Raw genomic sequence first — 17,141 nt, 5'->3', positions numbered from 1 at the left:
GCGGGGGATGGCGGATGATCGGGACTCACAACCGGGTGCTGGGCCAGATCGTGCTCGCTTGCAGCCTGTGGCTCGCTTTGCCGGTTCATGCCCAGATCGGTCCATACCACGCTCGTTTCCTGGAGGGCGGCGAGGGCATCCGTGATGCCGTGGACGCCCGAAATCCCGTTCTGACGTCGCAGGCCTCGTGGACGATCCACGCGTGGGTGCGCAGTGATCATCAGGACGGGCCCGTTCTCATCGGTGGCCTTGGTGAACCAACACAGGATAGCGGCCGCTATCTCGGATTGCGGGACGGCAAGCCTTTCCTGCGACTCGCCGGGCAAGAAATTGCCGGAGCTGCGGCGATATCCGCGGGCGAATGGCATCTCATTGCAGCGACGTTCGACGGTAGCCGGGCCCAGCTCTTCGTCGACGGCTCTGCCGCGTCTTCAACACAGAAGGCGATTCCCGCAGCTGGCCCGTTCGTGGAGGTCGCTCCGACGAACTCACCTTGGCCGCGCAGCCGCCATTTCGGCGGAGAGATCGCGGCGTACACAGTTCAATCGCGCGCCTTGGCTGCCGTGGAGATCCAGGCCTTGTTCAAAGCCAGGCCTGCGTTCGAGCGAATCAACTTCGCCGACATCTCCGTGGGCTGGCCATGGCAGGTGAAACAACTGACGGGGCTTTCGTCGCCGCAATTGGCGTGGACGCTGCCGATCAGCAAAGCCGCATTCCCGAAAACGCTCGCGGCGGTCGACTCGCCGACGCCAGCGCTCAAGCAGCTGACGGAAAACACATGGTCAGTCGGCGACTGGCGCCTCGTCGAAGCGCCGCGTGTTCAAGCGCAACCCGGCGTCATCTCGAGCGCCGGCCTGGACGTTTCCGCATGGCATCCGGCGACTGTCCCTGGGACCGTGCTGACAACGCTGGTCAACCGCGGTGTCTACCCCGATCCGGACTATGGCCTCAACAATATGGCCATCCCGGAAACGCTCGCGCGCCAGGACTACTGGTACCGGACTGAGTTCGCCGCTCCAGTCGACGGAAGACGCTTCACGCTGACCTTCAACGGCATCAACTATCGGGCCGAAGTCTGGTTGAACGGCGCGCCGCTCGGAGCAATCACTGGCGCATTCGTTCGCGGTGTTTTCGACGTCACTGAGAAAGTTCGCAGCGACGCCGTGAACGTGCTCGCCGTGCGCGTGTCGCCGCCCCCGCATCCCGGCATTCCGCATGAGCAGTCGATCAAGGCCGGACCCGGCGAGAACGGCGGCGCAATGGCGCTCGACGGTCCGACGTTCATCGCCACCGAAGGTTGGGACTGGATTCCCGGCATCAGGGACCGCAACACGGGGTTGTGGCAGGACGTAGTGCTGAGCGTCACGGGATCCGTGCGAATCAAGGATCCGCAGGTCGTAACGCAGTTGCCGCTCCCGGACACATCGCGAGCTTCCGTCGTCATTCGGGTGCCGCTGCAGAATCTGTCCTCGGCCCCGGTGTCGGGAACGCTCACGGCTTCGTTCGATCACGTTCGCATCAGCAAGCCAGTGAGTCTCACGCCGGGCGAAAACTCGATCACGCTCTCACCACAGGAGTTCACCGAGCTGAATCTGTCGCAGCCGCGCCTGTGGTGGCCGAACGGCTATGGCAAGCAGGAGTTGTACCGCCTGCAACTCGCATTCGATGAGGGGACGACGCGATCCGACAGTCGCGCGCTGCGTTTTGGCGTTCGGCAAATCACCTATGAGCTCTCGCTGTTCGATGAGAAAGGTCGTTTGAGGCGGGTCGATGTCGATACCGCGCTCGGCAGTTCCCGCGGCGAACGCCTTATCGATGTTCGTCATGAGGCGCTGAAGAAGAGCCCGAAGGGGTGGGCCGCATCGCTCTATCCCCGTGCGCTGGAGTCACCCGCCGTGAAGGAGATCGATGATGACGCACTGACGCCGCATCTCGCGCTCAAGGTCAACGGAGTGCGCATCGCCGCGCGGGGAGGGAACTGGGGAATGGACGACTCCCGCAAGCGCATCTCGCGCGACCGGCTCGAGCCCTACTTCCGGCTGCACCGCGAGGCGAATCTCAACACGATCCGCAACTGGGTCGGCCTCAACTACGAAGACGCCTTCTTCGATCTCGCCGACGAGTACGGCCTGCTCGTGCTCAGCGACTTCTGGGCCTCGACTCAGGACTTCCAGGTCGAGCCGCAGGATCCGGCACTCTTCCTCAAGAACGCTCGCGATACGATCCTGCGATACCGAAACCACCCGTCGATCGCGCTCTGGTTCGGGCGCAACGAAGGCGTTCCGCAGCCCATTCTCAACGAAGGCCTCGCGGACCTCGTGGCCGAGGTCGATGGTACGCGGCATTTCACCGGCAGTTCCAATCGAGTGAACCTGCAGGGCAGCGGACCGTACAACTATCGTCCTCCCGCGCAGTACTTCACCGAGCTGGCAGAAGGCTTCTCGGTTGAAGTGGGCACGCCATCGCTATCCACGCTCGAATCGATCCGTGCCTGGGCGCCGCCCGAAGATCAATGGCCGATCAGCGACGCGTTCGCGTATCACGACTGGCATCACGGCGGAAACGGCGACGTAGCCACGTTCATGAAGACCCTGGAGGAAAGATTCGGTGCGCCGACGAGCCTCGAGGACTTCGAACGCAAGGCGCAGATGATGAACTACGAAACGCATCGCGCCATGTTCGAAGGCTTCCATGCTCACTTGTGGACGAAGAACAGCGGCCGGCTGCTCTGGATGACTCACCCGGCATGGCCCAGCCATGCGTGGCAGATCTACAGCTCCGACTACGACACGCATGCTTCCTACTACGGCGTGCGCAAGGCGTGCGAGCCGATCCACGCGCAGATGAATCTGCCTGACTATTCGCTCTCGGTCGTGAATTCGACCAGGAATGCCGCACGCCGGCTGTCGCTGCGCGTACGCGTACTCAGTCTCGACAACCGACTGCTCGAGGAGCGGCGGGAGAAGGTCGATGCGGCGGCGAATGCTGCGACTGCGCTGAAGCCGCTGGCGCTGTCGAGCCACTTGGAACGCGAGGATGTCGTGCTGGTGAAGCTCGAGCTCACGGACGAGGATGGCCGGTTGGTGTCCGAGAACTTCTACTGGCAGGCGCGTGACGCGAGCGCGCATCGGAAGCTCGCGGCAATGCCTTCGCAAAGCCTTTCCGCACAGGCGGCGTCCGAGGAAGCAGGCGGCGAAACGCGCATCCGCGTAAGGATCGAGCACAAAGGGACGGCGCCCGCGCTGGCCATAAAGTTGACGCTTCTGGATGCGGAGGGCGAGCGCATCCTGCCGGCGTACTACGCGGACAACTACGTTTCCCTGCTTCCCGGCGAGTCCCGCGAGATTGTCATTGCTTATCCGGCACAGACCGTTGCGGGGTCAACCGTCGCATTGCGTGGCTGGAACCTGGCAACCGCCTCGGTCGCTGTTTCCGGTCCCTAGGTCGCAATAACTGCTGCGTGACACAATCGCCAAAAAGCAATTGACAGCGATGGACATTTGGTCGCAAGATCGCATTCATGGTCGGCTGAGGACGCTAGGGAGCACTGCGTCGATCACCGACATGAAAGAAAGATCAGGCGCTGCAGCGAAGTTCGACACTCCCGTTAGCGGAGTGCGGGTATCGCTGCGCGCGAAGAAAGCTCGCAACAGGTATGGGGGAAGATCCGATGAAACGCGCGATCGCAGCGTTTTCCAAGCATTTCCCTCGTGTGCTGCGCGGCCTCGGCCGCTCGAGAGCGTAAGGCGTTCGGCCGGCGGTCCTGCGGTTGCAGACGTTTGCCGACAGCATTTCCAACGGACCTACTCAGACTGCAACCAGGGGGACAAAGATATGCGGATCCGAAAGAGTTACCTGCGCAGCTCGTGGATGACAGCGGCGGTCTCGCTGACCACGATCGCTGCTGCCCACGCCCAGACGACTTCGACGCCGGCCACCGGCGAGGCCGTCGAGGAAGTGGTCGTCACGGGATTCAGGGCATCGCTCGCCGATGCACTGGAAAACAAACGCGAATCGAACCAGATCATCGAATCCGTGTCGGCCGAGGACATCGGCAAGTTCCCGGATCAGAACGTCGCTGAGTCCTTGCAGCGTCTGCCCGGCGTCTCGATCGACCGCTCGAACGGTCAGGGTACGAAGGCCCGCATTCGCGGCCTCGATCAGAACGTCACGCTGTTGAACGGCGACATCTTCCTGAGCGGCCTCGAGCTCTACACACAAGGTGAAGGCAACTTCCGCGAGACCGACTCGCTCGAAGGCGTCCCATCCGAACTGCTCGGCGGCATCGACGTCTACAAGTCGCCGAGCGCGAAGCAGGCTGAAACGGGTCTCGGCGGCATCATTGACCTGAAGACGCGCGGTCCCTTCGACCTGCAGGGCACGACCGTAGCGGGCAACCTGCGTTACGCCGACAGCGGCGAAGGCTGGGAGCCGCTCGGTGCACTGGTCGTCGGCCACGAATTCAGCGATCGCTTCGCGGTGATCGCTTCGGTCTCCTACGACAAGCAGCTCTTCCAGACCGACGTGCTCGGCGGCCAGAACCGCGGCGACTGGGATTTCTCTGATCGCCCCGACCGTCTGACCGTTCCGAACTACTTCGCTCCGGAGTATCGCTACGCGACCGACCGCGAAGAAGAGCGTGAACGTCTCGGCTACTCGATCGCAGCGTCCTTCCGCCCATCGGAGTCCACGGAACTCACCGCACAGTGGTTCCACTCCGATCTCGACATCCTGACTCAGGAAGCGTCGGTCAAATTCCCGTTCGGCACCGAGAGCCCCGGTCTCGACACGACGATGCCGTACGAGATCGACGACAACGGCGTGCTCATCCACGGCACGGTGATCGCGAACTCGGCAGAGGCGATCTCGTTCGTGAAGAACACGGAGATCAGCTCCGACAACTTCCAGTTGTCGTTCAAGTACGACGGCGGCGGCAGCTGGCGTGCGAGTGCGGGAGCTGCGTACTCGAAGGGCGAGCAGGAGAGCACGAGCGCGAACAACGACGTTCGCTACACGCAGTACACCGTGCGTGGCACGAACGGCGTCGGCTTCGCTCCGAACGCTGCGGCGCCTGCGAACTACCGCTTCACGTACGACGCCAATGACGGCACGATTCCGTCGTTCACCCTCGTGGGCAACCAGGATCTCTACACGAATCCGGCGAACGGCTTCTTCAAGTCGCACTGGGTGTTTGGTGACACCACCGACGCTGAGAACTGGGCCGTCCGCGGTGATATCGAGTTCGATCCGGAGTTCATCCAGGCAGGCAACGTAACCTTCTCCGGTGGCGTGCGTCTCACATCACGTGAGATCGACTACGAGTTCGGCCGCTATCTCGCCGACTACTCGGGCAAGGGTGAGCTCGACGGTTCGCAGTTCGGCCAGAACTGGACGCCGTACGGCTACTTCCAGGACGGCGCCATCGGCTACAAGTCCTGCGAAATCCCGGCCTCCGCTGGCGCGAACTTCCAGTACGCCCCTTGCGAGCGGTTCGGCAATTCGCCGGCTCTGATCACGCCGTATCAGACGTTCAACAGCAATCCGGATCGCGTGCAGACGATCAACGGATTCTGGAGCTCGGGCAACGCGGGCACGAGCAGCGTGCTCGTCCAGAATCGCGCTCAGATGGGCAACGCGGTTGCGTGGATTCAGAATCTTTATCCCGATACTCCGTTCTCGTTCTTCCCTTCGCCGCTCGAAACGTTCCGCGTCGAAGAGAAAACGACCTCGGCGTACCTGATGGCCGACGTGGGCGAGTCGACGGATCGCTACCACATCAACGTCGGCGCGCGCGTGCTGCGTACGGAACTGACGGTGGATCAGAACGCCGCCTCCAATCCGAACCCGACCTATTGGGGCACGGACAGCTGGAACGGCGTGCTGAAGGACTTCGAGACGCGCACCATCGAGCGCAGCTACACCGACATCCTGCCGAGCGCGAACATCGTTCTCGACGTGACGGAAGACAGCAAGGTCCGCTTCTCGACCGCCAAGGTCGTTGCTCGCCAGGATCTGTTCCAGCTCGGCCGCGGCTTCGAGACCAACTTCACCCGCGACTCTGACTCGGGCAGCCCGACGTTCAACCTCTTCCGGTTCACGAACGGCAGCACCGGCAATCCGGGCCTCGATCCGTATCGCGCCACGCAGTTCGACCTGAGCTACGAGTACTACTTCGGGACGCAGGGCCTCATCGCCGTCACGCCGTTCTGGAAGGAAGTCGACTCGTTCATCACGGTCGAGACGCAGTCGATCTTCGTGATGGACCAGGCAGGCGGCCGCGAAGGCCCCGTGCAGGTACCGGTCAACGGCGAGGGCGGCTCGATCAAGGGTATCGAACTGTCGGCCCAGTACGCGTTCGACATGGGCTTCGGCTTCAACGTGAACTACACGTACTCCGACTCGGAATCCCCGTTCTCCAACGACTACGATTCAGAGCTGCCGATTCCAGGTGTGGCAGAGCATGCGATCAACACGCAGGTCTACTACCAGAACCATGGATTCGAAGCCCGTGTCTCGTACGGCTGGCGCGACAAGTCCTTCGACTCGAACTTCGGCTTCCCGGATGCCACGTTCGACGGAGCAGGCAATGCGACGAGCCTCACCCGCACGCTGGGTGTGTGGAACCGGGACTACGGTCAGCTGGATGCGCAGGTCGCTTACCAGTTCACCGACTATCTCGGTGTAACGCTCGAAGCGATCAACCTGACGGAGGAAGACGCGAGCCAATACCTGCAGTTCGAGAATCTGCCGTTCGCCTTCGACTCGGGGTCGCGGCGCATTCTCGTGGGTGTTCGCGGGAGATTCTGACGCGAGTCAGACAGGCACCTGGTGCAAAGGGCGGCCAGCGATGGCCGCCCTTCTTGTTTCGGCATCCCTGTGCGAAGCTGAAGTCACAACAGAAGGGCGCACCACGTGCAATCCGACCATCGCATCCAACGCATCGCCGTCATCGGCGGCGGCACCGCAGGCTGGATTGCTGCGAGTGCGCTGGCACGCAAGGTGGGGCGCACCTGCTCGATCCACCTCGTCGAATCGCCCGACATCCCGACCATCGGAGTAGGTGAGGCGACGATTCCGGGCATCATCGACTTCCTGAAATTCCTCGGCGTCGATCAGAGCGATTTCATCGAGCACGTGCAGGGCACGATCAAGCTCGGCATCCGGTTCAACGACTGGCATCACATCGGCCATCGCTACTGGCATCCGTTCGGCCCCTTCGGCGTCTTCATCGATCGCGCGCCGTTCTATCACGTCTGGCACAAGGCCCGTGCCCAGGGTCTCGACGTCGATCTCAGTCATTTCAATCTCGAAATTGCGATGGCCGAGCAGAACAAGTTCATCTATCCCGACAACAAGCTCGGCATCGCGCAGACGCTGCGCTACGCCCTGCATTTCGATGCGGGACTCGTCGCGAAGTACCTGCGTGCCTACTCTGAACACCTCGGAGTCGTGCGCCTCGAGCGCAACGTCAGCGGCGTAACGCAGCGCGCGGACGGCATGATCGATGAGGTGGTGTTCAAGGAAGGCGATCGTCTGCAGGCCGATCTGTTCATCGACTGCACGGGCTTCAGGGGTCTGCTCATCGAGGGCACGCTGAAGACGGGCTATGTCGACTGGACGCCGCTCATCCCGAATAATCGTGCGGTCGCCATCCAGGTGGAAGGTCAGCTTCCGCGTCGCCCCTTCACGACGGCGACGGCGCGTCCCGCGGGCTGGCAGTGGCGCATTCCCCTGCAGCATCGAATCGGTACGGGCTATGTCTACTCGAGCGAGCACGCGACAGACGAAGAAGCCGTGCAGGATCTGCTCGGCCAACTCGGCGATGCGAAGCCGATCACCGACCCGCGCTTCATCAAGTACGTCACGGGTCGCCGGCGTCTCTTCTGGCACAAGAACGTAGTTGCGCTCGGGCTCGCTTCGGGATTCATCGAGCCGCTCGAGTCGACCAGCATCCATCTGGTCTGCAGCGGCATGTACGCGCTGCTCGATCACTTCCCCGACAAGCAGTTCGACCCGGCGAACATCGAGCACTACAACCGGACCGTGATCGATGAGTACGAGAAGGTCAGGGATTTCATCATCCTGCACTACTGCACGACGGAGCGTGACGACACCGAGTACTGGCGACGCTGCCGTCAGATCGAGCTCCCGGAGGATCTGCGCGAGCGTATCGATCTCTACAAGCGCACCGGTCGGATCTTCCAGCGTCGTCACGAAGTGTTCGTGGAGCTGAGCTGGTTCTTCGTCATGCACGGAATGGGGCTCGCGCCGCAGTCCTACGATCCCTTGGTCGACGGCAGCAACTGGGAGGAAGTGAAGAAGGTGATGGCTGCCATGCGGCGGAACATCGCATCCCAGGTCGATGCCGCCCCGACGCACGACAGCTTCTTCCCCGACAAGCCGAGGCAATCGGCGCCCGCACCGGGCTGGATGAGACGGTCGGCAACCTGACGCAGCCGCGCCCGCGGAGCAGGATAGTGACGAAGTTGGCAGTCCGCGGGCATTCGCTTCGCTATATCTGATCCCCTCGGTTTCGCGGGGGATTCATGGCTACGCGGCGGTTCTCGATTCTTTCGACCCTGATGTCGAATCTGCGCAAGAAGGATTCGCAGGAGCCTGCCCGGACAGCGTCCTCGCGCTACCAGGCGATCGCCATCTTTCGCGGCGCCGTCTGCTGCAGCATCGCTCGCAGATTCAGCGAGCATCGATTCCTCGCGCGTGAAGCTCCCGCCTTGCCTCTGAACGGTTGCACGATGCCCGAGCGCTGCGAATGCCGGTATCTGAAGTTCAAGGATCGCCGGACCGATTCGCGCAGGCTCGACGGCTTCAGTGCTGCAACTCGTCTCTACGCCCTCAAGGAACGACGCGGCGTGCGAGGCCGGCGCAGCACGGACTGATTTTCCGTCGCGGATACCCTGGTTGCCTTAGCAACGATGAGCGCACCGTTGCGCGGTATTTATATTACTTGTATGACGGTGAGCGCATCGCGCACGAGGAATCGCGCGGCGTTCCCCATCGGCATAAGTGGGTACTGGACATTCGCCGGCAGTTAGTGCAAGACTGATGGTAGCGGTACCAAAAACGGATACCGCAGCAGCGCGCCGAAGGCGGCGCAATGCAAGAACGAACTAACTGCAGGGGGAATGAATATGCCGACATACGGCAAGAAGGGCGCCCATCCTTTCCCGAGGATCGCAGGCCGCGCCATTGACCAGTCAACCCACACCCCGACGATGGCTCGGTGCGGGCTTCGCCACGGCAGAACCCAGCCCTCACGGGCCCGTATCGCGATTGCTCCGTAGCCGTGCCTGTTCGTCGAGAGATGACAGCGCATGACATGCGGACTCCGCGATCGAGGCTGATCCCGTCCGGGATCGCGAATCCGCTGGCTTACGGCTCTTTTGAAGTTTCAGCCTGAGTGCAAAGTTTCGGCGTCGAGGAGATTTCAATGAAAACCTATCCGAAGAGTCGCTCGTTCAAGTCGAAGGCCCTGTTCACCATCGTAGGTGGCGCGGTACTGATCAACCCTGCATTGGCCCAGGACACGAAGAGCTCGGAGCTCGAAGAAGTCGTGGTCACGGGCATGCGCGAAAGTCTGCGCAACTCGATGGAAATCAAACGCGACGCCTTCGGTGTCGTGGATGCCATCAGCGCGGAAGACATCGGCAAGTTCCCGGACACGAACCTCGCGGAATCGCTGCAGCGCATTCCCGGCGTGTCGATCGATCGCACGAACGGTGAAGGTTCGCAGGTGACTGTCCGCGGCTTCGGCCCCGGCTACAACCTGATCACATTGAACGGCCGCACGGTGCCGACGGCAGAGGTGAACCTCTACGGCAACCGCGACAACTACTCCGGCGGACAAGGCCGCAGCTTCGACTTCTCGAACATCGCCGCCGAGTCGGTTGCCGGTCTCGAGGTCTACAAGACCGGCCAGGCAATCCTGCCATCGGGCGGCATCGGCGCCACGATCAACATCCAGACACGTCGTCCGTTCGACAACCCGGATACCCAGGCGACCTTCGCGGCGAAGGGCATCTACGACAGCAGCGTCTACTCGGGTGACAGCGTCACTCCCGAACTGAGCGGCTTGTTCAGCTGGACGAACGACAACGAGTCCCTGGGCTTCGCTGTGTTCGGTTCCTACCAGAAGCGTGACTCGGGCGCTGCGATCGGCCAGACCAACGACTGGGTCGTCGCCCGGGCCGACGACTTCTTCTCCAACACGTCGATCGTCCGCGCGGGCGGCAATCCAAACAACTACACCAATGCGCCCGCGGACGGTGAACTGTTCGCGATCCCTCAGGACAGCCGCTACGACTTCTCGGATCTCAGCAAGGAGCGGCTCAACGGCCAGTTCGTTGCGCAGTTCCGTCCCATCGATTCCATGACGCTGACCCTGGACTACCTGTTCGTCGACAGCGAATCCGAAGAACTGCGCTACGAACAGACCAACTGGTTTGCGACGCCGTTCGATCAGCTCGTGTTCGACGGCGAAGGCCCGGTATCGCAGGCGTTGTTCATGCAGGAGAACAACAACGGCCAGAAGGACATGGGCTTCGAGCAGACCTACCGCGCGCAGAAAGACGAGATGGATTCGGTGGGCTTCAATGCCGAGTGGGAGATCAACGACCACGGCACGTTGCGGTTCGATACGCACTTCGACACCGCCGAGTCCACGCCGAACAATCCGCTGGGTCATTCGGCGACCTTCGTCACCTTTGCCGCACCGATCATCCAGCAGCACTCTCTCAGCTGGGACAACAGCGACGGTTTCCCGGTGCAGAGCTATACGTTCAACGATGCGGTCAAGGGCAACAACAACGGCGTGATCGACGTCGGCGATCTCGGCTCGCAGGTGTCGCGCAGCGCCACCAACAGCCAGAAGATGGACGTCGAAGAATTCGACCTGCGTTACTCGCTCGATTTCGACACCAGCCGCCTCGACTTCGGCGCGAACTACCGCGGCACCGAAGTTCACGTGAAGAGCCGCACTACCCAGCAGGACCTCGGTACATGGGGTGTGTCGAACCCGCGTGACATCGAGCTGTATGCGCCTGGTGTGGTCGAGACCTTCTGCTTGTCCTGCCGCTTTGACGACTACCAGGTCGGTCAGGCGCAGACAGCGTTCCGCGCCGACGCAACGCGTCTGTACTCATTGCTGACCCCGGTCTACGAGGATGCCGGAAACGCTGTATCTGTAGCCACGACGGACAATACGGTGGAGGAGGACATCATGTCCTTCTACGCGCAGTTCCAGGTGCGGAGCGAGTTCCTGAATCGCCCGGTCACCGTGAACGGCGGCTTGCGCTATGAAGAGACCGATGTCAAAGCGAGCGCGCTGCAATCGGTACCCACCGGCATCCGTTGGACCGCGGACAACGACTTCATCATCGACTACGGGTCGGAGCTGCAGAACGTCTCGGGCGACGGCAACTACAAGCATCTGCTGCCCAACATCGACTTCAGGCTGGACATCACCGACACCGTCGTCGGCCGCATGTCGTACAGCCAGACGATCGCGCGTGCGCCGTACGGCAATCTGTTCGCGTCCACTCTGGCCCGCGCCCCGAACAATCCCACCGTCCTCGGTGGTCAGACCGGTGGCGAGTCGCAGAACCCGAACCTGCTGCCGCTCGAATCGGAGAACTTCGACATTTCGCTGGAGTGGTACTACGGGCAGGACAGCTACGTGTCCGTGGGCTTCTTCGACAAGACGGTGAAGAACTTCCAGGGTGACGGCGTGTTCACCCGGCCGCTGTTCGGCTTGCTGGATCCGACGGCAGGCGTCCCTGGTTCGCGCTCAGCCGCCGCGCTTGGCGTGATCGACACCTTGGCCGTCGACCGCTCGCCCGCCAACCTGTTCACGATGGTCGCACTCATCGACGCCAACAACGGCAACGTTGCGGCCGCGCAGGCCGAGTTCGAAGCGAATCTCGAAGATGGCGCGCTGCCACAGGACTACGTGGACGAGATTCTGGCGTTGTACGACGTCACCGGGAATTCGTCCGATCCGGAGATGCAGTTCCGTGTGTCGCAGCCGATCAACGACAAAGAAGGCAACATCTTCGGCTGGGAGCTTGCGTTCCAGCACTTCTTCGGCGCCTCGGGCTTCGGCGTTGCCGGCAGCTACACGATCGTGAACGGCGACGTCGAAGCGGACGCCGGCTCGGATCCCGACGCCAACCAGTTCGCTCTGGTGGGCTTGTCCGACACGGCGAATCTGACGCTGATGTTCGAAAACTATGGCTGGTCGGCACGTCTCGCCTACAACTGGCGCGACAAGTTCCTGAACGCAACGAACCAGGGCGGCAGCCGCAGTCCGCAGTTCACGGACGACTACGGCCAGATCGATGCGAGTGTCTCCTACGACTTCGGCGAACACTTCCAGGTGATTGCGGAAGGCATCAACCTCACCGGCGAGGACCATCGCGAGTATCGCCGCAAGGAGGGGATGACGGTTTGGGCGTACGAACTTTCACCGCGCTACGCGATCGGTGCGCGGTACAAGTTCTGACGCTCAGGATTGAGGTGTTGGCACCCCCTAACCAGCACCTCTCTCCCTCGGGCGAAGGATCGTCCGAAAGATCAGGCCCATCTCGATGGGCCTGATTTTATTTGGCGCCGCTATTCGCAGCGCCGCGCTGGAAAACTGCGGCGCGCTCTCTCAAACTGACGACCAGATTGCCAGAGGGCGCGTGGGAAGATCAGACGATGACCAGGGCCGTACCGCTCGACAACATCGCGCACAAGGACCTTCGGGTCCGGGTGGGCCACTCGGCCGAGTTCGGCGACAACATCAACAACGTTCCGATCTTTCCGACCGAGTTCATCTACGCCCATCGCGAATACCCGATTCTGTTTCGCCGCGACGCGGCAGGTCATCTGCAGGCAGTCGCGCTGCTGGGCCTCGACAAGGATGAGAATCTGTTCCTGACTGACAATGGCTGGAACGGACGCTATGTGCCGGCCGTTCTCCAGCGCGGACCGTTCATGATCGGGTTCCGTAACAATGATGCGGATGGCGAAGTGGTTCGCGAGCCGGTGATCCACATCGATCTCGATCATTCGAGAGTCAGCGAGACCGAAGGTGAGCCGGTGTTCCTGCGTCACGGCGGCAATTCACCGTACCTGGAGCGCGCCAATCGGGTACTGCAGCTCATATATAAGGGGACAGCGGTTGCGGGGCCGATGTTCGCGGCCCTGGAAGAGGCGCAACTGATCGAGCCCATGGAGCTCGAGATCCAGATCAGCGAAGGCGTGCGCTACAAAGTACCGGGCTTCCTCACGATCAGCCAGGATCGTCTGGCCAAGCTCGATGGCGGGCAGCTCGAACGGCTGCACAAGCCGGGCTACCTGCATCTCGCCATGCTCGCGCTCACGTCGCTTGGTAACGTGAACTGGCTCATCGAACTCAAGAACCGCAAGCGCGCGGCGGTGTGATGAACTCGTGACGCAGATCACTCGCAAGACCCCGGTGCTCGAAGGCGTCGCGCCCGACGCAGTTCCGTTCGACGAAATCATGGCTGCCGGTCGGCCCGTGATCCTGAAGGGCTTGGTGCGCGAGTGGCCGCTGGCACGGTGCGATTCGCCTCAGTCGGCCGCGGCCTATCTCAAATCGTTCTACAAGGGTCGACGCATCGTCGCGTTCACTGCGCGCCCCGAACTCAAAGGCCGGTTCGGCTACACGCAGGACGTGACGGGGCTCGACTTCCAATCGGACCGGGGGCTGCTCGATGAGTATCTCGACCGGGTCCTTGCGCATCTCGATGACGCCAACGCGCCTTCTTTCTATATCGGCTCGACTGACGTCGACGCCTATCTCCCAGGATTCCGGGGCGAAAACGATCTCGTCCTCAACCATCCGATGTTCGCCGACAGTCCGCCGATCGTGTCGGCGTGGATCGGCAATCGCACGACGGCGCTCGCGCATCACGACATGTCGCACAACATCGCCTGCTGCCTGGTCGGCCGGCGCCGGTTCACTCTGTTTCCGCCGGAGCAGATCGAGAACCTCTACCCGGGCCCGCTGGAACCGACACCTGGCGGCCAGGTCGTGACGATGACGAACATCCGCGAGCCGGACTTCGAGCGTTTCCCGAAGCTGCGTGACGCACTCGCGGCCGCGCAAGTCGCCGATATCGAGCCCGGCGACGTCGTCTTCTACCCGGCGATGTGGTGGCATCAGGTCGACGCGCTCGAGTCCTTCAACGTCATGGTGAACTACTGGTGGAACACGTCACCTTCATACATGGACACGCCGCAGAACACGCTGCTGCATGCGCTGCTCAGTCTGCGAGACCGCTCCGAGCCGGAGAAGCGAGCGTGGCGAGCGATGTTCGACTACTACGTGTTCGGTCCGGCCGACCGCGCAGCTGCGCACCTTCCCGAGGCCGCACGCGGCAATCTCGGGCCGATGGATGAAATGAGGGCGCGCCGCTTGCGTGCCTATCTGTTGCAACGACTCAATCGCTGAAGGATTCCCGTGCAGACTCGACCAGTAAAGCGCGTCGTCATCGCCGGAGGCGGTACTGCTGGCTGGACGGCGGCCGCCGCACTCGCGCAGCAGTTGGGCCCGCTCCTCGACATCACGCTGGTCGAGTCGGAGGAGATCGGCACCGTCGGCGTTGGTGAGTCGACGATCCCCACGATTCGTACCTTCAACGCGCTGCTGGGTCTCGATGAGCGCGAGTTCATGCGCGAGACGCAGGCGAGCTTCAAGCTCGGCATCGCCTTCGAGAACTGGGCGCGCCTCGGCGATCGCTATTTCCATGCCTTCGGCGAGATCGGCAGATCGACCTGGATGGGCGGCTTCCACAACATGTGGCTCATGGCGAAGGCCGCGGGATTCGGCGGAGACATCGGCGAATACTGTTTCGAGCATCAGGCAGCCGAGGCGGGGAAATTCGCTCTCTCGGAGACGGTACCGATCAATTTTTCATTTCATCTCGATGCGAGCCTGTATGCGCGGTTCCTTCGCGCCAAGTCCGAGCCGAAGGGTGTGAAGCGCATCGAGGGCAAGATCGCGCGTGTCGAGCAGGACCCCGAGAGCGGACACGTTACCGCGCTCATGCTGGAAAGCGGACAGCGTGTCGAAGGCGATCTGTTCATCGACTGCACCGGATTCCGTGGCCTGCTCATCGAACAGACGCTCAAGGCAGGTTACGAGGACTGGCGGCACTGGCTGCCGACCGACAGCGCGCTGGCCGTGCAGACCGGGTCCACTGAACGCATTCTTCCCTACACCCGTGCGATCGCGCGCACTGCCGGCTGGCAATGGCGCATCCCGTTGCAGAGCCGCGTCGGCAACGGGCTTGTCTTCTGCAGCGCGCATCAATCCGAAGAGCAGGCACGCACGGAGTTGCTCGCGAATCTGGAAGGCGCGCCGCTCTTCGACCCACGCCTCATCCGCTATGTGACAGGGCGACGCCGCAAGAGCTGGGGCAAGAACGTCATTGCCCTCGGTCTTTCGAGCGGCTTCGTCGAACCGCTGGAGAGCACGAGCATTCATCTGATCCAGATCGGCGTGACGCGCCTCATCAAGATGTTTCCGTTCGCCGGTGACTTCGAGGCGCTCAGCGCGCGATACAACGAGCACGCGCGCGTGGAGTTCGAGCGCATCCGCGATTTCATCATCCTCCACTACAAACTGACGGAACGCGACGATACGTCGTTCTGGCGTGCCTGCCGCGACATGGAGATTCCCGATTCGCTGGTTGAGCGGATCGCCCTGTTTCGCGAGAGCGGCTATGCGTATCAGGGACCGGAAGATCTCTTCACCGTCTCATCGTGGGTGTTCGTGATGATCGGGCAGCGGCTCATGCCGAAGCAGCATCACCACATGGGAGCGATGCTCGGCGATCAGCGCCTGCGCCGCGCGCTCGACTCGCTCAAGGGCAGCATCGCGCAGGGCGTGACCAGCATGCCGCGTCATAAGGACTTCCTGAGGCAGTACTGTCCGGCGCCGCAGTCAGAGACTGCGCCGTAATGGCATAACGATCGCTACTTCGGTCTGGGATCTCTCAGCCCTTCATCCGGTTCGCGTCGACCGCCGCGAATCTGCCGCACGGTCTTCGCCAGGCTGCGCGCAACGTTGCGGACCTCTTCTTGTATGTCTGTGTCGCGGTCGAGCGCTTCATGACTTGTCGCATACGGCTCGTAGTAGCCGATGTAGCGATCCAGCAGCGCCGCGCTACCCGCCTGCACGAGATCCATGTCGGTCAACCAGTCGGCGAGTGAGCGCCGCAGCGTGTCAGCGCCCTCAGCGTCGCCATGAACTACAACAGCGAACGCACGGCCCGCGAGGTGCCGTGGGTAGTGCCAGCCTTTGAGTTCGATTTCCTTCGCGAGCTTCGGGTCCTTGCCCTGCGTGCTCGTCGGATCGGGATTGCCGCCGTCCGCGCACACGAGCCGATCCATCATCAGCTTCAATCCCGAGGGCGCCTGATACCAGTACACGGGAGTAATGATGAGGACGCCATGCGCCGCGACCCAGCGCGGGTAGATCTCGGCCATCCAGTCATTGACCTGGCCCAGCGAATGATTCGGATAACACGAGCACGGCCAGTGACACAGCGGCATCGCAGTGGATACGCAGGCCTTGCAGGGATAGATCACGCGCCCGTATTCCGACGACAGCAGACTCAGATCGAGCAGGTCGACTTCGCACTTCGCGGTCTCGAGCGTGCGCCGGGCGAGTTGAGTGAGGCGCCACGTCTTGGAGATCTCGCCGGGACACGTCTTGTCGTTGCGCGAAGCGGCGCAGATCACCAGAATTCGCGAGCGAACGTTCTTGCGACGATGTTGCTGCGCAGCTTTGACAATGCCTAGGCGACTCTGGATCCAGTCGACCGACAGGTCGTAGTCCGGGTCTGCGTACTGCTTGCCCGCCTTGCGCGTCACCGGCGCCTTGCGGGAATCGAGGTAGTTCTTCCACGCGATCCCGATGATCTCGTCGACTGTGTCGCCAGCAGCGTCGAAGCGGGGATCAGCGAAGCGACGTCGGGCCCGCTGTTCGAAGTCGCTGCGTGACAGCGGCCAGGACGCTTGCCCCTTGCGGATTTTCGGCGTTCTGCGCACGTGCGGCCTCGTGGATGCGTCGGGTTGCTGAACCCAACGATCCATCGTCGGCGCCAGTTCCT

The 17,141-nt window shown here is 62.2% G+C and carries 9 protein-coding genes; 8 read left to right on the top strand and 1 reads right to left on the bottom strand.

Annotation, left to right across the window (positions count from 1 at the left end):
* Positions 1–14 precede the first annotated feature (14 nt).
* The 8 genes from HNQ60_RS06500 (at position 15) to HNQ60_RS06465 (ending at position 15,988) form a co-directional block, all read left to right on the top strand.
* Complete coding sequence (locus HNQ60_RS06500; RefSeq protein WP_184330237.1) at positions 15–3,443, top strand: glycosyl hydrolase 2 galactose-binding domain-containing protein; 3,429 nt, start codon at positions 15–17, stop codon at positions 3,441–3,443.
* A 391-nt stretch (positions 3,444–3,834) separates the two neighbouring features.
* Positions 3,835–6,807: a TonB-dependent receptor gene (locus tag HNQ60_RS06495; protein WP_184330236.1), complete on the top strand. Its 2,973-nt coding sequence runs from the start codon at positions 3,835–3,837 to the stop codon at positions 6,805–6,807.
* 105 nt (positions 6,808–6,912) lie between these two features.
* Positions 6,913–8,451 (top strand): tryptophan halogenase family protein, encoded by a 1,539-nt coding sequence (locus HNQ60_RS06490; protein ID WP_184330235.1) that lies wholly within the window; start codon positions 6,913–6,915, stop codon positions 8,449–8,451.
* 95 nt (positions 8,452–8,546) lie between these two features.
* Positions 8,547–8,897 carry a hypothetical protein gene (locus tag HNQ60_RS06485; RefSeq protein ID WP_184330234.1) on the top strand — a complete coding sequence of 117 codons (351 nt, stop codon included), beginning with the start codon at positions 8,547–8,549 and terminating at the stop codon, positions 8,895–8,897.
* Between the two features lie 551 nt (positions 8,898–9,448).
* On the top strand, positions 9,449–12,517 hold the full coding sequence (locus HNQ60_RS06480) for a TonB-dependent receptor (protein ID WP_184330233.1): 3,069 nt from the start codon (positions 9,449–9,451) through the stop codon (positions 12,515–12,517).
* Positions 12,518–12,714: 197 nt separating this feature from the next.
* On the top strand, positions 12,715–13,443 hold the full coding sequence (locus HNQ60_RS06475) for a SapC family protein (protein WP_184330232.1): 729 nt from the start codon (positions 12,715–12,717) through the stop codon (positions 13,441–13,443).
* Positions 13,444–13,450: 7 nt separating this feature from the next.
* Entirely contained in the window at positions 13,451–14,476 is a 1,026-nt protein-coding gene (locus HNQ60_RS06470) for a cupin-like domain-containing protein (RefSeq protein WP_184330231.1), read from the top strand.
* A 9-nt stretch (positions 14,477–14,485) separates the two neighbouring features.
* Positions 14,486–15,988 (top strand): tryptophan halogenase family protein, encoded by a 1,503-nt coding sequence (locus HNQ60_RS06465; RefSeq protein WP_184330230.1) that lies wholly within the window; start codon positions 14,486–14,488, stop codon positions 15,986–15,988.
* A gap of 14 nt (positions 15,989–16,002) precedes the next feature.
* Here the strand turns inward: HNQ60_RS06465 and HNQ60_RS06460 are convergent, their stop codons facing one another.
* Positions 16,003–17,124, bottom strand: a complete 1,122-nt coding sequence (locus tag HNQ60_RS06460; protein ID WP_184330229.1) for a flavodoxin family protein — start codon at positions 17,122–17,124, stop codon at positions 16,003–16,005.
* Positions 17,125–17,141: the final 17 nt, after the last annotated feature.

The sequence above is a fragment of the Povalibacter uvarum genome (assembly GCF_014202975.1).
In the GTDB taxonomy this organism is placed as follows: domain Bacteria; phylum Pseudomonadota; class Gammaproteobacteria; order Steroidobacterales; family Steroidobacteraceae; genus Steroidobacter; species Steroidobacter uvarum.
The sequence above is the reverse complement of the archived record's forward strand: the minus strand, read 5'-3'. Positions and strand labels throughout refer to the sequence as shown.